The sequence below is a fragment of the Pseudomonas fluorescens group sp. PF-1 genome, assembly GCF_054481335.1.
Genome location: NZ_JBTMNG010000002.1, coordinates 1,739,904 through 1,758,004 on the forward strand (window position 1 = coordinate 1,739,904; position 18,101 = coordinate 1,758,004).

Consider the following 18,101-nt stretch of genomic DNA (forward strand, 5'->3'; position numbering starts at 1 on the left):
TCCGCTATCTAACTTCGCCTTTACATAAGCTCAGCCCATATCAAAAGAGGCTGTCATCACATGAATCTCGACAAAGCCGGATGGCTCAACAAAGTACCTGAAGTAACATTATCATTCTGGGTCATAAAAATACTGTCCACTACGGTGGGGGAAACAGGGGCGGACTTTCTGGCAGTAAACGCGGGCTTAGGAGCTGCCTGGACTTCCATCGGCATGGCCGCATTACTAATGCTAGCGTTGTATTTCCAGCTCAATACCAAGGCTTATTCGCCCAGGATTTACTGGCTAACAGTGGTACTCGTAAGCATTGTCGGGACACAGATTACCGATGTCATGACCGACATGCTAGATATCAGCCTGTACACCAGCACGGCGCTCTTTGCGGTACTGCTGACGATCAACTTTCTAGTCTGGTACAAGGTCGAGCGAAACCTGTCGATTCGTGAAATTGTCACGCCTAGAAGGGAGCTTTTTTACTGGACGACCGTACTTTGCACCTTTGCGCTTGGCACAGCAGCCGGCGATCTAGCCACCGAAGCGCTGGGCTTGGGTTTCACCCTTGGTGTTTTTATTTTCGGTGCGCTTATTGCCGCAACTCTGGTGGCTTGGCGCTTGGGTGGCAACGTGGTGCTGACCTTTTGGCTGGCTTACATCCTGACCCGTCCTTTTGGCGCCTCTCTCGGCGACTTGCTTACTCAAGCTAAGACCTATGGTGGCCTTGGCATGGGGGCCACTTGGACGAGCGCAATTTTCCTGTGCGTCATTATTCTTCTGGTAGGCGTAGCACAAGTAAGTATCAGTAACCGTAAATCCGCAAATCAATAACTGGTTAAAAACCATCGAGGAATCGTCATGCCCACTCTTCAAATTATGATCCGTCAAGTTGCTATCGTGTCGTCTATTTTTTTGCTGAGCATCGCCGCTGGCTGCTCGAAACCTTCCGATAAGGTCGCCTCTGGAATACAGCCCACCCCGGTCAGCGCATCTGCCCAGTCTGCTTCAAAGTTGGGTGACCTGTCTGAGTTCCGAAGCATCGCGGCTGATACTTTTAGCCTCACCGAAAAAAACGACCTCGCTGGAGCAAAAGCTCGCATCAAGGATCTAGAAACCTCATGGGACTCTGCCGAAGCAGGAATTAAACCCCGCGCTGCCAGTGATTGGCATGTGCTGGACAAAGCAATTGATAGGGCACTCGACGCCCTGCGAGCAAGTACACCCAAGCAAGCCGATTGCAAGGCAGCAATGGATGATCTGCTGAAAACCTTCGATTCTATGACGGGTAAGTCATGACACCGCTCCAGGGCCGCTGACCTATCAGGACACAAACAACGATCCAGACGCTTAAATTCAGGCGCGCTGACCGATACAAGCTACACTGTGGACTTGCGGAGATTTACCGCTTGCACTGAACACACATGGTCATGACTTGGGCGTCTGGATCTCGGCTTACTAGGCAACGACAGGGTAGGTGCACTTGCCGCCGAAATAATACCGATCCATTGCTTATTTTCACCGCAAAGTGATGGACTTCCAGATAACTTGAGGAGCCTAGCTTGCCAAAGAAACTGGCGCGAGCTTGCTAAGTCAACAATCTACTATGGAATTTTCTATGCAAAGGCAAGATCCTGCATTCGATACCGACTCGATTAGAATCAATATCAACGACATTACTGAACTCAAGCATTGGGCCAAAAAATTTGGAGTAGCAAGAAGTGACATCAAATCAGCTGTCAGAGCTGTAGGTGACTCTTTAACAGCAGTGAAGCAACATCTTAGCCACGTGCATCATGCTTAAATATTACAGCCCCAAGACTGACAAGAACTTGTCGTTCCTATTTCGTAGGTAACGTTCGTAATCAGGGCCGCATATAATTAAAGCAAACGCAGTGCCCGAATGTGAGTTTCAAAGCGCTTAGAGTCATAACTCCCTGCCCGCATGGGCAGTACAGTAGATTATGCGGGTACGGGCCGCCGCTTCGCCGAACCAGGTCAGTGGGGCTGTCTACATCGATTTAACCGATAGCACCTCAACATACTTGTACTTCTTCCTTGCTGCCTTCACAGCATCTTGTTCGGCAAGCAACGAGCTCAACGTATCGGCCTCGTGAATCAACTCGACCATTTTCCCCTCAAACTCGTTTCCAACGCGTAACGTGACCCTCAGCCTAGGCGTAAATGCTTTCGCCACTTTCTTCTTGGCTGCTGGAGAGACCACCGATTTCGCGAGCACAACTTCTTCCACAGGCTCCTCTACTAGAGGAGCAGACACCCGCTCTTCGGGCTGAGCCGTACCGAACAGGGCACGACGCATTTCTTCTTCAGTTAACTCAGCGTTCATAGAACATCTCAAAGGGGGGGCGTCACTTAGCTCGACTAATTCTACTAGGATTGTTGCTGACCGCTGTCCTCGAGGAACCTGCATGGACGTCACATCGCTGATCAACGTCTTTTACCAGCACTTCTGTGCAGGAGATGCAAAATGAGCATTGATTGGATCAACTTCACCCCTTGGACTTCATTAGGCGGAGGGGCCTTGATAGGGCTGGCGGTTAGCTTATTCATTCTCGCCAATGGTCGCATCGCAGGGATCAGCGGCTTGCTTGGAAGCGTGATGCGATTTGATAGTGAAGGCTGGAGTGAGAAGGCGCTGTTTCTTCTTGGCCTGTTGCTTGCGCCATTGTTGTGGGGACTGTTCACCGTCTTGCCAGAGATCGAGATCAAAACAGAGTGGCCGGCCTTGGTTATTGCGGGTCTGCTCGTCGGCGTGGGAACCCGTTACGGCTCCGGCTGTACAAGTGGTCACGGAGTTTGTGGGATCTCTCGGTTGTCTCCCCGCTCCATCGTGGCAACGGTGTGCTTTATGACCGCCGGGTTTGCAACGGTGTACGTCATTCGTCATGCGCTGGGAGCGTGAAGATGATCAAGTCGACAGCATTTTTTGCAGGGCTGATCTTTGGCCTGGGTCTACTCCTGGCAGGCATGGCGAACCCCGCCAAAGTATTGGCTTTTCTTGATGTAGCCGGGGCCTGGGATCCGTCACTCGCACTGGTGATGGGAGGGGCCATCGCAGTGGCGGTTATACCCCTTAATTGGGCGCGCAAAAACAAGCAATCCTTGCTGGGCACCCCCATGCAGTTACCTGTGAAAAGGGAGTTGGACGCCCGCTTGATTGGTGGCAGCCTGGTGTTCGGTATAGGTTGGGGAATTGCGGGGATCTGCCCTGGGCCAGCGGTCGCTATTCTGCTTACGGGGCACTGGCAAATCATCATATTCGTATTGGCCATGCTGGCCGGTATGTATTTGTTCTCTGCCTTGGAAAACCGACGCACGCATTGAAACGCGCGGTTAAAGCTTTGAAGCCAATTGAAATCCCAGAGGGGTACAGCATCAATTCAGGCTCTATAGTGAATGTACTAACTGCCGTCCAAGGAGCCTTCCTTATGGTTTATCTTGCCGTCATATGAGCAAAACTGAGCCTCAAAGCGCTGAGGCAAGGGCAATAGCCGAGTACCTACAAGTGAGGCATCTCCAGGCTTGATTCGGCTTTGGGATTCTTCAGTTTTTGGGAGGATCTCACTTGCTGACTCAACTCAATGCCATCAAAATTTTGAGGATTTAGCGGAGCTGTTTGGTCAGCCAGAATCAAGGCAAACATTAGTACAGTAAAGCCTACTAATACTGGAAATGAGCCACACCAGAAGACGATGCGTCGGTGGCGCTGGTATGCATTCATTTTGTTAGCCTTTTCTCAGGCCACAGTATTTCTGCCTGTTCAGAAATACTGTGGTCATCTCAAACGGATTATCGGGCTATGGCAGCACTCGCTAGAACGCTGCTGCGGCGAAGGACTAGAACACCACCAATCGCAGCCAGAGTCGAACCAATCAACACACCCACTTTTACTTCGTCAATCAGGTGAGCTGATCCTGCAAACGCCAGGTTGCCGATGAACAGGCTCATGGTGAAGCCGATGCCACATAAGAGCGCAACGCCGTAAAGCTGTGCCCAATTGCTGCCTTCCGGCAGTTTGGCCAAGCCCATGCGAATGGCCAGAGCAGCCAAAAGGAAAATACCAACCTGCTTGCCCACCAACAGACCCAGCGCCACGCCCAGCGGAACCGGATCGACCAGGTTCTCCATGGAAATACCGGCCAATGAAACACCCGCGTTGGCGAAGCCAAAAATCGGCACCACAGCGAACGCTACCCACATGTGCAGCTTCTCTTCCAGGAAAAGTAGCGGAGACCGGGCTTCCTCCTCAGGCTTGCCCATGGGGATACACAGTGCCACAGCGACACCTGCCAGCGTGGCATGCACTCCCGATTGCAGAACGAAGAACCACAACACGCCCCCGACCAGCAGATAGGGGAGCAGCCGCCTTACGCCCAGTCGATTCATTGCGATAAGAATGACTAGGGTCGCGAGCGAGGCCAGCAACATCGGCATGGAAAGGCCCGACGTGTAGAAAAAGGCGATGATGACCACCGCGCCCAGGTCGTCAATGATCGCCAAGGCAGCGAGGAACACCTTCAACGAAGTCGGGACTCGCTTACCCAGCAGCGACAAGACGCCCAAGGCGAATGCGATGTCGGTAGCGGCTGGGATGGCCCATCCACCCAAGGTCTCAGGATTCCTCCAGTTGATTGCGATGTAGATCAGCGCAGGAACAACCATGCCGCCTAAGGCACCAAATCCCGGCAAGGCGCGCTGGCCCCAGGTAGAAAGTCCACCTGCCAGCACTTCTCTTTTGATCTCGAGGCCGACCATCAGGAAGAAGATCGCCATCAGGCCATCATTCACCCAATGCTCGACAGACATGCCCAGCCAGACACTATGCAAGGCTGCAAAGTAACTCTGGGATAGAGGCGAGTTAGCAGCAATCAGGGCGGCCAGTGCCGCACCCATCAGCACAAGACCGCCAGCGGATTCCGACGACAGGAAGCGGGCCAGAATCGCGGCTGCTCTAGGGGTTTCGGCTGTAGCTTGATGCTTGGTCATCAACGTCCTTGGGATCACTTAAAAGGTAATATATTAACATCTGCCCCACACGAACATGACGGCGTTAAACAGCCTGAAACAGTTAATCACCACGGCTATAACGAGGCATTAATGCTTTTTACTCAGTGCTCTGGAATGTGGGTTAAGACCAAAAGCTATTGGCATGCGAAACAATATCTATGCCGCCCACCGGCTCAATACGACGTGCCCTTATCGAATATCCCGATCAGCCTTCCAATCGCTTGATACCATCCAGCACACTTGTATGAAGATTTAATGTCTGGAAGGTCTTTCTGTGAACGCTATCCGTCACTGGTTACGACAACCCTATGCACGCCTCACCGCTTTGATTGGATTGGTTCTGATCGTGCCTTTGTGCCTGCGTGCGGCACTGGGTTGGTCGAATCCACTCGGCTATCTTTCAGATCTGGGAATTGCGAGCCTGCTCATCGTACTCCTGCATCGCCGTCCCTGGTGGCTAGCGCTCCCAGTGTTGCTGGTTTGGGGGCTGATGACGCTGGCGACTGCCGAACTGGTCAGCGCGGTGGGGAGGCTTCCAAACGCCTCAGACCTGCACTACTTGATTGACCTCCAGTTTTTGGAAAACTCTACCGGTGGTGGTTTCGCCCAGCCTTGGCTAGCCGCCACTCTGTTTCTTGGACTGTTGATTTGGCTGATCACGCAGTATCTGGGACGCTCCACTCCCGCTCCGGGCTTACCACGAAGCGCGTGGGCAGCACCGCTACTGCTATTGATCGCCCATTGGGGCGCTCAGCACCTGTCCCCCTCAGAAGAAGACCAGTGGCGCTTGTTCAACCTCCCACATCAGTTGCTGGCCGCGAGCGTTGGTGATGTTCAGGCAAGCGCAGAAGAGTGGTTGGAGGGTGATGTTGTCGATGCCCCTCCACAAATGACGGGGCTCACTCAACTCGATCTGAACGGACAGAAACTGCTCGCGGCACCGGGGCGTGCGCGCAATGTGTTGATCATCGCACTGGAAGGTATTCCCGGCGCCTATGTTGGCGTCAACCGAAAGGCCCTGCACAGCAGCTATCAAGAAAACCTCATGCCCAATCTGAGTCGCTGGGCAGAACGCGGCATGAACACGCCGGACTATGTGCTGCATAGCCACCAAACCATTCGCGGTCTGTACGCGATGCTTTGCGGGGATTACGACAAGCTGGACAACGGCACGCCCAAGGGCGTTGAAATGTTGACCCAGAGCGAACGCAACCAATCGTGCCTGCCTGCCCAGCTGCACAAGAATGGGTTTGCCACCCACTACCTCCAGGGTGCGGGCCTTCGCTTCATGGCCAAAGACAAGATCATGCCGCACATCGGCTTCGATGCTACCCATGGCTTGGAATGGTTTACCAACAGCAACTACCTGGAGTTCCCTTGGGGCAAGGATGACAAGTCGTTCTTTGAAGGTGCGCTGGACTATGTCGGCCAGTTAAAAAAGCAAAAAAAACCGTGGATGCTGACTCTGCTGACCGTTGGCACCCACCAGCCCTATTCGGCTCCTGAAGACTACCTGCAGCGTTACGACACACCCAAGCAGGCCGCCGTCGGATACCTGGATGATGCCCTTGGGCAATTTCTCAGCGGCTTGGAACGTCAGGGCATCTTGAAAGACACCCTGGTGGTGATCACCTCGGACGAATCCCACGGCATCGATGGTGTACGCCTTGCGTCCTCTTGGGGCTTCAACCTGATGCTAGCGCCCGAGCAGGAGCAATTGCCCAAGGTGAAGTCCGGGGTCTACGGACATGTCGATCTGAGCGCCTCGATACTCGACTATTTCGCCTTACCTGTTCCCTCGGCCTTGAGCGGTCGCTCCCTGTTTCGTGACTATGAAACAGGCCGCGAGATCATGTCGTTCACCAACGACAAACTGCGCTATCACGATGGCCAGGGCACGTTGACCGAGTGCGACTTTCAACAACGTTGCCGGTATTACACCAGCGCAGGCTTCATCGCCGAGCGTGCGACCTTGACTGGACAGTACGGGGGCAAACGCGCCCGACAAATCACAGCAAGAGCTACGGCACTGGATCATTCGCTGCTCCGGACACCGTTGAACCAGCACTACCAGTTCGGCAGTCCCGCCATCATCCCGCTTCAGGCGCAGATTAAGGATGACTGGGCCGACAACCTAATTGGCGCGCAGTATCTGGAAATGCCCAAAGGCTCCCACACTCGCGTGCGCCTGACCGTGCGCTCGGTAGATCCACAACAGAACGCCTACATACTGCTCAAGGCCAAGGAGTTGGAGCAGGATGTGCAATTGGGCCTGCCGGCAGAAGTGGTCGTCACTGCCGATCAACCGCTGGAGATGGATTTCAGTTTCGACAATCCGCAGTCGCGTAAGGCGTTCTCTTTCCATCTGCTGGGCTACGGGTTGGGCGCCGTTGAGGTGAGTGACTTCAGCGTGATTACTGAGTTGCCAGGAGCTCCAGAAGTACAGGATGAGACACCTGTCGATAGCAGTGCCCAATCAAGCTAGAGAGCTCCGGATGATTGAGCTTTTACTTTGAGAAAAGCCAACACTCTGGCTGTAAAGCATTGATATATAGAAGTATTGGAGTATCTGCACGCCATATAATTGCATGTGCAGGACTGACGTAAAGACCAGTATTTATATTTTATATATTGGCCCCTGCTACTCCAAGCAATATTAGGGTGCTGGCACCACTACTAATAAACCGAGAGCATAACTCACCTAGCAAAACATCTTGTCACACTACCGACCGGTAATAATCTGATTTAAGTCAACAATAATCAGGTTGTTGGTTGCGTGGATCTTTTGGTTCGTATCACCTAGAAGACAGAGCACATGTAAGAACAATCAACGATTTTTTCAGCACTTTGATATGCCCACGCCCGCTCATGACCACCTCAACCCTTTTCAGTTGAGCTGTGCGCACAGGAGATACTCATTGATAAAGCAGGTGGTCGACGCAGCAACTGAGCAAACACCAGTTCCCACGCATTCCGTGGCCTGGCACACCCTGCCTGCAGAGCAGGTGACGAGCCTACTTGAGGTCAATGAGCATGTAGGGCTGGAGGCCGCTGAAGTTCAAACCCGGCTTGACCGCTCTGGTTTCAATCGCTTGCCAGAAGCAGCACGACGACCCGCGTGGCTGCGATTCTTGCTGCAATTTCACAACATTCTGATTTACGTGCTTCTAGGATCCGCTGCGATTACCGCGATGCTGCAACATCTGTGGGATACGGTGGTGATTCTGGCGGTGGTCATTGCAAACGCAATCATTGGCTACGTCCAGGAAGGCAAAGCGGAAAAAGCCATGGACGCTATCCGGCAGATGCTGGCACCGCACGCCGCCGTGATTCGCGCAGGCCAACGCTTAAGTATTGTGGGCGAGGAGCTGGTACCGGGCGATATCTTATTGCTGGAGGCGGGAGACAAAGTCCCTGCTGATTTACGCCTGCTGCACGCGAACAGACTACAGATTCAAGAAGCCATTCTTACCGGTGAATCCGTACCAGTAGAGAAACATACCCAACCAGTGGGCCTCGAATCAGCCTTGGGTGATCGTACTTGCATGGCGTTCAGCGGCACACTCGTGACTTGCGGGCAAGCAACAGGGGTTGTCGTTGCTACCGCAGCCGCTGCTGAAATCGGACGCATCAGCACGCTGCTTGCGGGAGTAGAGACGCTGACCACTCCGCTGGTGCAGCAAATGAACGTATTTGCGCGTTGGCTGACGATCTTGATCTTGTTAGTCGGCGGCCTTCTGCTCGTGTTCGGCCATTATGTCGGGCACTACGCGTTCACCGATATCTTCATGGTCGTGGTCGGGATGTCCGTAGCGGCGATACCTGAAGGGTTGCCCGCCGTCCTTACCATCACGCTAGCTGTCGGCGTTCGGGCAATGGCTCGCCGCAATGCCATCGTGCGTCGTCTGCCGGCCATAGAGACGCTCGGCTCGGTATCCGTCATCTGCACTGACAAGACCGGCACACTCACCCGCAACGAAATGATGGTGGCATCGGTAGTAACGAACGATCTCATCTTCACGGTCGATGGCGCTGGTTATCAGCCAGCGGGAAGCATTAGCCTTGCAAATCAGCTAGTCGACATATCGACTCACCCTGCGTTGGCGGAACTGGGGAGGGCTGCCGGCCTGTGCAACGATGCTGTACTGCGCCTGCATGATGACTTATGGAAGGTAGAGGGTGACCCAATGGAGGGTGCCTTGCTGGCATTTTCCGGAAAGACCGGTATCGATAGTGATGAAGATCATCGGGCCTGGCCCCGCACCGATGCCATTCCGTTTGACGCGAAACACCGCTTCATGGCGACTCTGCATCACAATCATGATCGACATGCCTCTATCTATGTGAAAGGCGCGCCAGAGCAAATACTGGCCATGAGCACGCAGCAGCTCGTAAACGCTGGCGGGATTGAACCGCTCAATGCGGACTACTGGCACGAACAGGCAAACACCATTGCTGCCAAGGGGCAGCGTGTATTGGCGTTTGCAGTTAGATCAGTTCCTCCCGAGCACACCGTGTTGGAGTTTGGGGATGTACAAGGAAGGTTAACCCTGCTGGGCATGGTCGGACTGATTGACCCTCCTAGACCCGAGACGATAAAAGCAGTTCAACAATGCCAAGCAGCAGGCATTGTCGTAAAAATGATCACTGGCGATCACGGCGGTACCGCCGCCGCTATCGGTCGCCAGATTGGCCTGCAAAATCCCGACAAGGTGCTGACCGGTGTAGAGCTGGACTCCATGGATGATGCCGCCCTCAAGGAGGCGATAAAGCACGTCAATATATTTGCTCGAACCAGCCCCGAACATAAGCTCAGGTTGGTGACGTTGCTGCAATCGAATGGCATGACAGTGGCCATGACCGGCGATGGCGTCAACGACGCTCCAGCGCTAAAGCGCGCCGATGCCGGTATCGCCATGGGAGGGAAAGGTAGCGAAGCTGCCAAGGAAGCCGCTGACCTGGTGCTGGCTGATGACAACTTCTCGTCCATCGTGGCTGCGGTGCGCGAAGGGCGGACGGTCTACGATAACATCAAGAAAGTGCTGAGCTGGACGCTGCCTACCAACGCGGGCGAGACCATGACGATCATCGTGGCCCTGTTACTCGGCCTTACGCTGCCGGTGACGCCGATACAGATTCTGTGGATCAATCTGATTACCGCAGTGACGCTTGGCATCGCACTGGCGTTCGAGCCTACCGAAGAAAACACCATGCGCAGACCACCCCGTTCACGTAAAGAACCACTGATAAGTAGTGCATTGGTTTGGCATATGGTGCTCGTTTCTATTCTGTTTCTCTGCGGTGTTTACGGCATTTTTTCGTATGCGCTCGACCGTGGCTACTCCATCGAGTTGGCTCGAACCATTGCGGTCAACACGTTAGTCGTGATGGAAATATTCCACCTGTTCTTCATTCGTAATATCTACAGCACGTCGCTTACCTGGAAGGGCATTCGTGGCACCAAGGTCGTGTGGATGACCGTCGCCGTGGTGACCTTAGCTCAGTTCGCCATCACCTATGCACCACCGCTGCAAAAGGTGTTTGCCACTGAAGCGATATCCTTCCTTGATGGCCTGCTGATCATCGGGGTTGGCGTTGTACTCTTTGCGATCATCGAGATTGAAAAACAGATTCGAATCCGCTTGTCCATCTAGCGCGGCTTGCAAGCTGGGCGCGCCCTAACGACAAGCATCTTCATGCCACTGAAAGAGGATTTAGAAAATGCATAAAATACTTGTAGCTGTCGATGGCTCCGAGCATTCCGAACGGGCGGTGCGTTACCTTATCGGGCTGATCCAAGATGGCGGATTACTGGGCGGGAGTGTTGAGGTGCATCTGGTGAATGTGCAGCCACTTTTACCCACTCGAATCGCACACGACATGAGCCAAGCTGAGCTTGACCGTTACTACGGTGATAAGAGTGCTGAAGACTCACAAAAGGCTGTCGAGCTTCTGAAGCAGGAAGGGATTGCATTCGCACTCCATACCTTGCAAGGCGATGCAGCCAGCCAAATTGTGGCGTGCTCGCATTCCTTGGGATGCGACAGCATCATCCTGGGCTCACATGGCAACGGTTTTCTGGCGGGGATTTTTCTGGGCTCTGTCGCGGCAAAGGTGATTCAGCTCTCGGATTTACCAATCACCTTGGTCAAATAAGAGATGGTGAATGGCTTGATAGCACAGGCCCATAACTGGACTGTCAGAGACGGGTGTTTTGGAAAGGTTTGATTGAGCCTTGCACTTCAGTAGCCGACCATGAAGCACTATGCCGAGCGGGGGAGCTTCTTGATGTTTTTTGAATCAAATTCCTTCTCGACAATGACTTGATATCGATTAGCCTAGGACTGCTCCCCCCAGAAGACCCTCGGTGAATCCGATTATTGCTTAGGGCCTTTGTGACCATGTTATCGCGTCCGCGTTAAGGGCGGGGTCGCGTCGGCACCCGAAAGGGTGGTCGGCCCTCGTGGTCGGCACTCCAACCTTCGCGGCTTTGCTCACCACTCATTATAGTGATTTCGCGCTCAATCAAGCACAGGCATCGTGCCTGGAGACGCTTAATGCGCCCTGGCTTACTCATGCCCTTTGATGAAAATATCTTAGAGACTCCTTCAGAATCAACGAGTCGGTAGTATCTTAGAGAGCTCAATGATGTCGTTGACTGTGTAATCTGGTGTTTTAGCTAATGGATAGATTGCCTGGCCAGCTCGAGCTACAAACGCTGTTTTCATGCCCGCCTCCTTAGCACCCGCTACATCCCAGCCATGTGCAGCAACTAACAAGGATTCTTTGCTGCTTACTCCAATTTTTTGCATGGCCCAATTATAGACCTTTAGATTTGGCTTATAACTGTGCACAGCTTCACCACTCAAATACTCGTCAAACAAATCGTACAACCCTGCATTTTTCAGTTGTTTCTCTACAGCGGGGCGTGACGAGTTTGTCAGCGCCACTAATTTGTAGCCTTTGTTTTTTAACGCTTCTAATCCATCGCGAACATCAGGATGCGCCGGAAGGCTAGTGATGGGGGCGATAGCTTTCTTGGCCTGGTCTTGAGTAATAGTCAATCCATTCGATTGAGCAACCATAATTAGTGCCGCAGCACCTATCTGGCCAAAATCATGGTATTGATTAATTGAGGTTTCTACTAATGAATAATGCAGCATCGTCGAAAACCAAATACTCAACAAATCAGGCCTGCCACCAAGCGCATCTCCGACTGTTTTTTGTAGAGGATGAAGATCTAGAAGGGTTTCATTTACATCAAAAAAAATAACTTTGACATCTGCGTCCGAAGCTTTTGTTTTCTGGCTCGCGAATGCTAATGGGGAAGCGACCAGCAATGCAGCCATTAGAAAATTAAAAACAGATCGAATACTTTTCATCTTTGGTCTATCTCTCATAATTTGAAAAATTGGGCAGCATTTGAGTAATCCTGTGTTCTATGTTTCTTGCGCGAACACGCATTTCTCGCAACCAAACCAGTGAGCGCTAAAACGCAACCTGGAAGCGCTCAACCGGCATGACAGGTTGAAATCAGTTCTGCGTCCAGGCGCGGGCTGCAAACTTTTCATCTAGGGGTGTATGAAAGAGGTGATTGGAGTAATTGCTGAGGGTCTTCACGGCCAACGCGAGAACGATTTCGAGGATGTGCCGCTCGCTGAAGCCGGCCTTCAAAAACGACTGAACTGACTCTTCAGTTGGTAGGCCACGGGTCTGGAACATTACGCTGGTAAATTCGGCTAAAGCGGCAAGCTTGAAATCACTGATTGGTGTGCCATTGCGAATTGCGTCCGTCACCTCCGGGGCCACCCCTGACATGACGTCTGCCAAGGTGCTATGAGCAGCCATGCAGTATTCACATCCGTTCTCGCGGCTGATAACCAAGAAGATGACTTCTTGCTCCTCCGAGGAGAACCCTGATTCTTTTCTGAAGGCCGCATAGCCTTGCAGGTAGGTTTCGAGCAAACCTGGCGAGTTAGCCATGCGTGCATACATATTAGGGATAAACCCTGTCTGTGCTTTTGCCTTAGTCAGTACATCCCGGCCATGACCTTCGGTAGATTCAGGAGTAAGCGACGGGAGAGAAATTTTGTATTCGCTGAGCATTATGAGCTCCTCTGTTTACGGACTGATCAGTCCTTAATGTGGCTCGGTTGTGGCTCCGAGTGTCCCAAGACCTCTGGAAAAATTTACTGAGGGTCGCTTTTATTTTGGGACTGATCGGTTCATAAGTCAATTTCTCCCGAGAAACCAACCCTGTGGAATGATGCTCGCACCAGTTGCAGGCGGCTAAAGGGATGGACTCCTATGTGTCGTCAGCAGCCTTACCCGGTCGGGCTTTGAAAAAAAATCCGATCAGTCCATAATGGCCGCATGAATCGCGGACGCCCCAGAATCTTTGACCCTGAACTTGTACTGGAAAATGCCATGGAGCTTTTCTGGAGTCGAGGCTATGACGCCACGAGCCTGCAGGATCTGCTTGAAGCTACTGGTCTTTCCAAAAGCAGTCTTTATGAAAGCTTCGGTAACAAACAGAGTCTATTCGAGACTGCATTCACTCGATATTTCGAGGGACGGGCAAGGTTTATGCGTGAGCGCCTTGACGAGTCCGAGTACGCGCTCGAATTCATTCGAGAATGCCTGATGTCCGTGCTCGAGGATGCTTCGCGAGACAGCCCCCGTGGCTGTATGCTCGTGAACGTAGCCAACGAATTTTCATCTTCCGACCCGGCGATACATCGCCTAGTGATCCTGGCTTCCAAGCGATTCCGTCGAGTGTTCGAGTTAGCCTTTGAGCGAGCCCAAGAGAGCGGTGAAATATCTGCTGATAAGACGCCTGAAGAGCTTGCCCTCTTAATGCATTGCGTAATGAATGGTCTGCGCACCCAAACCAAATCTGGGCTCTCGCATCAAGAGCTGCTTACGGTGATCGATCTGGTGATGGCGCGCTGGGCTTAAATTTAATTAATTATGGACTGATCGGTTCTTAATTAACTCAAGACGGATTACCACGATGATCAAGGCAGTTGCATTCGATATCTACGGAACGTTAATCGACACTCAGGCTGTACTAGGCCAGTTGACCCAAGTGGTTGGTGAGAAGGCTGTAGATGTGGCGAAGACTTGGCGACAGAAACAATTGGAGTACAGCTTTCGCAGAGGTTTAATGCGTGATTATTGCGACTTCTCTGTATGTACTCGCGAAGCATTGATCTTCGCCTGTCGTGAGCAGCAGATTGAACTGGACGGTGCTGAGATCCAGGTGCTCATGAACACCTACTCTGAGCTTGATGCATTCGCTGATGTAAGCAGCTCGTTGGAGCAAATGGTAGGCAGTGGCTTGCGTCTGTACGCATTTTCAAATGGTAGCAAGCAAGCCGTCGAGCAGCTGCTACAGCACGCAAATATTCTCGATTACTTCACGGAGATTGTAAGCGTAGAGTCGGTGCGCTCCTTCAAACCCGCGCCAGAAGTTTATGACCATCTGGTCGACGTGTGTGCGCTGCCCTCGGCAGAAATCTGTTTGGTTTCAAGCAACACCTTTGATGTCTTGGGAGCAATGTTTTCGGGCTTGAAATGTGCCTGGGTTAATCGTGACTCAGCGGCGCAATTTGATCCTTGGGGAATTAAGCCGCACATAGTCTTGGATGGCTTGGCAGGTGCCTGCCACGAAATACAAAGTCTTGATGTGTAAATAGCGCCCTATGGAGTCAGGTCTTGAAGGAGGTCTGGCTGAATATGGTCGTATTGGTCAACATACTGCGCACCAGGTTCTGGGGGAGTGCTAGTAATATGTCGCCTATGATTAGTGCATTTTCGGGAGTGCGTGGGTTGGTTACGCTGGGAGAGGTAATCATTTTCGCGAACTATAAATAGCTGCTAATCGGGACGCTGGGACACCCATCCAATAAGCTATCGCGAGCAAACGATTACGAAACGAACGATGCCACCAGCCATCGCGCTGCCAGCGTCTTGCATCAACCCCCAAACCTTTAGCCAACTCTACGAATCGGCCTTGGTCACGGACGCGCCTCACAAGTTCGACCTCCTCGAACAACGGTGACGCATCATGTTGTCCAGATGACAGGTAGATATCGCGCTGGAAAAATAATCCCTGGTCGCCGTAAGGAATCCCAAAGCGGGTACGCATGTTGATCAGTTTTTCTAACAATCTGCTTTGCCAGCAATTGGCATTGGAGAATCTGAATGCGAAATAACCTCCTGATGCACCGCAGTCGATTGCATTACGGATAGCAGGCAGGCAATCAAACGTTAGATGAGCGTCAGCATGCAAAAACCAGAGAATCGAATGAACTGCGTGGCTTGCCCCCAAGCGCAGCTGCTCACCTCGGCAGGGTGATGCAGGTATCCAAAGCGAACCATAACGTTGACAAATTTCTAGGCAACTCGTGCTTTGGGCCGCATCAACCACGATCAGTTGTAGTGACTCACGCTCATTTTTTGCCATTAGATTTAGATGATTGAGCAGTTTTTCCAGCGCTGCTTCGTCATTCCAGCAAGGCACGATAATGCTGACAGAGGCGTTATTTTGCATCTGATACTTCCAGCAAACCTGCCAACGCATTTTTCAGTTTTAATCTCGCAGGTCGTGCATCCTGAGCCAGTGCCTCTAGCAAGGGCTTTAGGTCTTCTTGGAGGTCGATGTCGAATAACTCACCAGCCAGTGAAACCGATTGGCCCGAACTCCGGCAACATTCGAGTAATGCTTGACCAAGATGCTGAGTGCTCCAAGGCAAAGCGCTCAAGGTCGGCCAGGGCTTACGAGAGGCCATAAGAACAACGCCACCATCCTGCGCCATAATGAGCACTGTATCTGAGTGCCGAAGTTGCTCGTTCACACGTTGATAGTCGTCAGGGCCTAACAATGGACAGTCGCTTCCTATGTAAATCAGGTACTGGTGACCCAGGTTACGGAGTTGCATATCCAATGCATTCAACCGTTCACCGAGGTTCCCTTCGCCCTGTGGAATGCAGAGTGCGCTCTCGCACAGAGCCTGACCCCATTGCTGGTGTTGTGCTTGATCAGGAGCCAAAGCTCGAGTGCCTGGAAAAACCCAAAGGTCTTCTATAGCGCACTCGAGAAGCAACTGAGCTACAGCCAGGGCGCGCTCCTTACCAACGCCCTCTGCCAGCCGCTGTTTTGAGTGACCTAAAGCAGGTCGTTTGCAAAGCAGTACCAAGCATGAATCATGATTGTTCAGCGAGCTCATCTGCTTGATCCCAATATGTGTCAGGTATCGTGCATCGCCAGAGGCGATGGCGTACGCGGATATCTCAGACCGCCAGCGTGGGTGACGCGCACGATCTGTTACCAGCGCAGCCAACGTCGTCCGAGTAATGCGCCTAGTACCGTCGGCACCAGCATGCCCATCAAGTACCACACCCCCCAAAATGGTATCTGCATCTCGGGGCACCGAAGGGAATATGCAATCGTTGCCATTGAGCCTGCTAGAAGTCCGCCGCAAGCACCTGCCAGCGTCAGGTTGGTGGGTGCGAAACCGCTTAGCGCCCAAAACACAGCGACAAACCCAGGGATCGACAGCAACGTGATGCTGAGCGCGCATACCTTCCAAGTTTCGCCGAGGATGATCGCAACGCGGTCGTCAGGTTGGGCCACCAAGAGTACATAGATAGATGCGACCCACACCGAAGCGACTGTGGCAACAATCAGAATTTTGCCGGGGCCCGAGGCTACTCCCGGTCTAGCCAGCCTCACTACCATGCTCAGCGCACCGATCATCAGGCAGAGCGGAAAGGCGATCTTAGCCCAAAAAATCGGTGTGGCGATGACTTGGCCCAGGTCTGGTCGAACGCCCATTATTGCTATTACCAGCAAAGTGGCGCCCAGGAGGCCGGCCAGCACAGCGCCGCTGAATCGCTTAGCGAGCGCCCTGCGGTCAACCGGGGTCACGCCCGACGCGAGCATGGAAATAAAATCATCAGTAATCATCGTGCACCTCTAACTCTTAACGCCAGTGCTTTAAGCCCACGGTGTATGCCTATCTTCACCGCAGACTCAGATAACCCAGTCATCCGCGCAGTTTCAGTAACGGACAAACCTTCAAGTTTCACGTGCACGATAGGCAGACGCTGACGCTCCGGCAGTTGCTCAAGCAACCTGCCTAGGTCACGACTGGCCTGCGCAGGTTCAAGATGTGGCTCGGCAAATAGCTCTGCCGCATCGTCGAGGGAATCGTTGAACACGTCACTACGTGACCTCCCACGAAAAAAATCGGTGAGCTTGTAACGCGCAATGGCAAAAACCCACGCCGTCAGCGGTTGGTCTATCCGGTAGGTCTGACGCGCATTATGAACGGCCAGTAAAACCTCCTGCAGCAAGTCCTCGACTTCCCCAGGTCGCTGCTGAAGTCTCGAGCGTAAAAAACCACGAAGATGGCCACTTAGCTCCGATAAAAACGTTCTATAAGACCGCTCATCTCCGTCCAGACCTGCGATAAATAGAGCCTGAAGGTGGAGTTCTCGACTGCGCAACACGTCGTTATGTGTAGTTCGTTCCATCGTTCGCTCTGGTTACACGAAAGGTAAAAATATCTCGCTCCTGCATGAAGCCAGCGTTAGTGACGGGCAGCGGATCTTACATGCCGTTACCGGCATAAGGTAACAAGCGAATCAGTTTTGCCGGTTGAGAAATATTTTGCGGTCGCTGTAACCGGATGTGAAGAACCATCGAACTACCTTTTGGATCGCAAGCACAGTGCATCAAGCGCTGATGCGACGACCAACCCCCATCATCTGGAGACACACCATGAACAATCTCAAACTTGCCGCCTTCGCCGTTGCCTTCTCTACATTTGCAGCAGGTGCTATGGCTGCAGAGACTCCTGCTGCCGCAGGCGCTATGGAGAAATGCTATGGCGTTGCGATGGCCGGCCATAACGATTGCAAGGCGGGTGCGGGTACTACTTGTGCTGGCACCGCAAAAGTAGACTACCAGGCAAATGCCTGGAAAAACGTTCCTGCAGGTACTTGTACCTCCATCAAAACGCCAAAAGGCATGGGCTCGCTCGAATCTAAGTAATCGTGAGAGCGCGGGGGCATGC

At 52.6% G+C, this 18,101-nt stretch carries 19 protein-coding genes; 11 read left to right on the forward strand and 8 right to left on the reverse strand.

What is annotated here, in order from left to right; translation table 11 throughout:
* Positions 1-60: 60 nt before the first annotated feature.
* The 3 genes from ACX3YD_RS22700 to ACX3YD_RS22710 all read left to right on the forward strand — a co-directional run bounded on the left by ACX3YD_RS22700 (position 61) and on the right by ACX3YD_RS22710 (position 1,795).
* Positions 61-825 carry a COG4705 family protein gene (locus ACX3YD_RS22700; RefSeq protein WP_458961081.1) on the forward strand — a complete coding sequence of 255 codons (765 nt, stop codon included), beginning with the start codon at positions 61-63 and terminating at the stop codon, positions 823-825.
* A 27-nt stretch (positions 826-852) separates the two neighbouring features.
* Positions 853-1,290: a hypothetical protein gene (locus ACX3YD_RS22705; protein ID WP_448123735.1), complete on the forward strand. Its 438-nt coding sequence runs from the start codon at positions 853-855 to the stop codon at positions 1,288-1,290.
* A 319-nt stretch (positions 1,291-1,609) separates the two neighbouring features.
* Positions 1,610-1,795, forward strand: coding sequence for a DUF3606 domain-containing protein (locus ACX3YD_RS22710; RefSeq protein ID WP_458961082.1), 186 nt, complete (start codon positions 1,610-1,612; stop codon positions 1,793-1,795).
* Between the two features lie 207 nt (positions 1,796-2,002).
* Here the strand turns inward: ACX3YD_RS22710 and ACX3YD_RS22715 are convergent, their stop codons facing one another.
* Positions 2,003-2,338 (reverse strand): hypothetical protein, encoded by a 336-nt coding sequence (locus ACX3YD_RS22715; protein WP_458961083.1) that lies wholly within the window; start codon positions 2,336-2,338, stop codon positions 2,003-2,005.
* Between the two features lie 141 nt (positions 2,339-2,479).
* Between ACX3YD_RS22715 and ACX3YD_RS22720 the strand changes: the two genes are divergently transcribed.
* The gene (locus ACX3YD_RS22720; protein ID WP_458961069.1) at positions 2,480-2,914 is read left to right on the forward strand and encodes a YeeE/YedE family protein; all 435 of its coding nucleotides are present in this window, start codon (positions 2,480-2,482) and stop codon (positions 2,912-2,914) included.
* A 2-nt stretch (positions 2,915-2,916) separates the two neighbouring features.
* Positions 2,917-3,336: a DUF6691 family protein gene (locus tag ACX3YD_RS22725; protein ID WP_458961084.1), complete on the forward strand. Its 420-nt coding sequence runs from the start codon at positions 2,917-2,919 to the stop codon at positions 3,334-3,336.
* 465 nt (positions 3,337-3,801) lie between these two features.
* On the opposite strand, the gene nhaA is transcribed toward ACX3YD_RS22725, so the two are convergent.
* Positions 3,802-4,998 carry a Na+/H+ antiporter NhaA gene (gene nhaA / locus ACX3YD_RS22730; protein WP_458961085.1) on the reverse strand — a complete coding sequence of 399 codons (1,197 nt, stop codon included), beginning with the start codon at positions 4,996-4,998 and terminating at the stop codon, positions 3,802-3,804.
* A 295-nt stretch (positions 4,999-5,293) separates the two neighbouring features.
* On the opposite strand from nhaA, the gene ACX3YD_RS22735 reads away from it, so the two are divergent.
* The 3 genes from ACX3YD_RS22735 to ACX3YD_RS22745 all read left to right on the forward strand — a co-directional run bounded on the left by ACX3YD_RS22735 (position 5,294) and on the right by ACX3YD_RS22745 (position 11,175).
* Positions 5,294-7,504: an LTA synthase family protein gene (locus ACX3YD_RS22735; protein WP_458961086.1), complete on the forward strand. Its 2,211-nt coding sequence runs from the start codon at positions 5,294-5,296 to the stop codon at positions 7,502-7,504.
* Between the two features lie 436 nt (positions 7,505-7,940).
* Entirely contained in the window at positions 7,941-10,673 is a 2,733-nt protein-coding gene (locus ACX3YD_RS22740; protein WP_458962076.1) for a cation-transporting P-type ATPase, read from the forward strand.
* Positions 10,674-10,740: 67 nt separating this feature from the next.
* Positions 10,741-11,175 carry a universal stress protein gene (locus tag ACX3YD_RS22745; protein WP_458961087.1) on the forward strand — a complete coding sequence of 145 codons (435 nt, stop codon included), beginning with the start codon at positions 10,741-10,743 and terminating at the stop codon, positions 11,173-11,175.
* A 458-nt stretch (positions 11,176-11,633) separates the two neighbouring features.
* Here the strand turns inward: ACX3YD_RS22745 and ACX3YD_RS22750 are convergent, their stop codons facing one another.
* Together ACX3YD_RS22750 and ACX3YD_RS22755 are read right to left on the reverse strand one after the other, a co-directional pair.
* The gene (locus tag ACX3YD_RS22750; protein WP_458961088.1) at positions 11,634-12,401 is read right to left on the reverse strand and encodes a haloacid dehalogenase type II; all 768 of its coding nucleotides are present in this window, start codon (positions 12,399-12,401) and stop codon (positions 11,634-11,636) included.
* Between the two features lie 151 nt (positions 12,402-12,552).
* Positions 12,553-13,125: a carboxymuconolactone decarboxylase family protein gene (locus ACX3YD_RS22755; RefSeq protein WP_458961089.1), complete on the reverse strand. Its 573-nt coding sequence runs from the start codon at positions 13,123-13,125 to the stop codon at positions 12,553-12,555.
* A gap of 321 nt (positions 13,126-13,446) precedes the next feature.
* Here ACX3YD_RS22755 and ACX3YD_RS22760 point away from each other — a divergent pair, with 321 nt between their 5' ends.
* Together ACX3YD_RS22760 and ACX3YD_RS22765 are read left to right on the forward strand one after the other, a co-directional pair.
* Entirely contained in the window at positions 13,447-13,977 is a 531-nt protein-coding gene (locus ACX3YD_RS22760; protein WP_458961090.1) for a TetR/AcrR family transcriptional regulator, read from the forward strand.
* 55 nt (positions 13,978-14,032) lie between these two features.
* Positions 14,033-14,713: a haloacid dehalogenase type II gene (locus ACX3YD_RS22765; protein ID WP_458961091.1), complete on the forward strand. Its 681-nt coding sequence runs from the start codon at positions 14,033-14,035 to the stop codon at positions 14,711-14,713.
* 159 nt (positions 14,714-14,872) lie between these two features.
* On the opposite strand, the gene ACX3YD_RS22770 is transcribed toward ACX3YD_RS22765, so the two are convergent.
* The 4 genes from ACX3YD_RS22770 to ACX3YD_RS22785 form a co-directional block, all read right to left on the reverse strand.
* Positions 14,873-15,574: a TIGR04283 family arsenosugar biosynthesis glycosyltransferase gene (locus ACX3YD_RS22770; protein WP_458961092.1), complete on the reverse strand. Its 702-nt coding sequence runs from the start codon at positions 15,572-15,574 to the stop codon at positions 14,873-14,875.
* On the reverse strand, positions 15,564-16,250 hold the full coding sequence (locus ACX3YD_RS22775; RefSeq protein ID WP_458961093.1) for a TIGR04282 family arsenosugar biosynthesis glycosyltransferase: 687 nt from the start codon (positions 16,248-16,250) through the stop codon (positions 15,564-15,566). The genes ACX3YD_RS22770 and ACX3YD_RS22775 overlap by 11 nt, the downstream gene beginning before the upstream one ends.
* Before the next feature lie 98 nt (positions 16,251-16,348).
* Positions 16,349-16,990, reverse strand: coding sequence for a DUF1109 domain-containing protein (locus ACX3YD_RS22780; protein WP_458961094.1), 642 nt, complete (start codon positions 16,988-16,990; stop codon positions 16,349-16,351).
* A complete protein-coding gene (locus ACX3YD_RS22785) occupies positions 16,987-17,559 on the reverse strand; it encodes a sigma-70 family RNA polymerase sigma factor (RefSeq protein ID WP_401136924.1) in 573 nt (190 codons plus the stop codon). The genes ACX3YD_RS22780 and ACX3YD_RS22785 overlap by 4 nt, the downstream gene beginning before the upstream one ends.
* Before the next feature lie 247 nt (positions 17,560-17,806).
* Here ACX3YD_RS22785 and ACX3YD_RS22790 point away from each other — a divergent pair, with 247 nt between their 5' ends.
* The gene (locus tag ACX3YD_RS22790) at positions 17,807-18,079 is read left to right on the forward strand and encodes a BufA1 family periplasmic bufferin-type metallophore (RefSeq protein ID WP_401136922.1); all 273 of its coding nucleotides are present in this window, start codon (positions 17,807-17,809) and stop codon (positions 18,077-18,079) included.
* The last annotated feature ends 22 nt before the right edge of the window (positions 18,080-18,101 follow it).

Coding starts and splice junctions, on each gene's coding strand:
- ACX3YD_RS22700 (WP_458961081.1), top strand. CDS start 61: ATGAATCTCGACAAAGCCGGATGGCTCAACAAAGTACCTGAAGTAACA.
- ACX3YD_RS22705 (WP_448123735.1), top strand. CDS start 853: ATGCCCACTCTTCAAATTATGATCCGTCAAGTTGCTATCGTGTCGTCT.
- ACX3YD_RS22710 (WP_458961082.1), top strand. CDS start 1,610: ATGCAAAGGCAAGATCCTGCATTCGATACCGACTCGATTAGAATCAAT.
- ACX3YD_RS22715 (WP_458961083.1), bottom strand. CDS start 2,338: ATGAACGCTGAGTTAACTGAAGAAGAAATGCGTCGTGCCCTGTTCGGT.
- ACX3YD_RS22720 (WP_458961069.1), top strand. CDS start 2,480: ATGAGCATTGATTGGATCAACTTCACCCCTTGGACTTCATTAGGCGGA.
- ACX3YD_RS22725 (WP_458961084.1), top strand. CDS start 2,917: ATGATCAAGTCGACAGCATTTTTTGCAGGGCTGATCTTTGGCCTGGGT.
- nhaA (WP_458961085.1), bottom strand. CDS start 4,998: ATGACCAAGCATCAAGCTACAGCCGAAACCCCTAGAGCAGCCGCGATT.
- ACX3YD_RS22745 (WP_458961087.1), top strand. CDS start 10,741: ATGCATAAAATACTTGTAGCTGTCGATGGCTCCGAGCATTCCGAACGG.
- ACX3YD_RS22750 (WP_458961088.1), bottom strand. CDS start 12,401: ATGAAAAGTATTCGATCTGTTTTTAATTTTCTAATGGCTGCATTGCTG.
- ACX3YD_RS22755 (WP_458961089.1), bottom strand. CDS start 13,125: ATGCTCAGCGAATACAAAATTTCTCTCCCGTCGCTTACTCCTGAATCT.
- ACX3YD_RS22760 (WP_458961090.1), top strand. CDS start 13,447: ATGGAGCTTTTCTGGAGTCGAGGCTATGACGCCACGAGCCTGCAGGAT.
- ACX3YD_RS22765 (WP_458961091.1), top strand. CDS start 14,033: ATGATCAAGGCAGTTGCATTCGATATCTACGGAACGTTAATCGACACT.
- ACX3YD_RS22770 (WP_458961092.1), bottom strand. CDS start 15,574: ATGCAAAATAACGCCTCTGTCAGCATTATCGTGCCTTGCTGGAATGAC.
- ACX3YD_RS22775 (WP_458961093.1), bottom strand. CDS start 16,250: ATGAGCTCGCTGAACAATCATGATTCATGCTTGGTACTGCTTTGCAAA.
- ACX3YD_RS22780 (WP_458961094.1), bottom strand. CDS start 16,990: ATGATTACTGATGATTTTATTTCCATGCTCGCGTCGGGCGTGACCCCG.
- ACX3YD_RS22785 (WP_401136924.1), bottom strand. CDS start 17,559: ATGGAACGAACTACACATAACGACGTGTTGCGCAGTCGAGAACTCCAC.
- ACX3YD_RS22790 (WP_401136922.1), top strand. CDS start 17,807: ATGAACAATCTCAAACTTGCCGCCTTCGCCGTTGCCTTCTCTACATTT.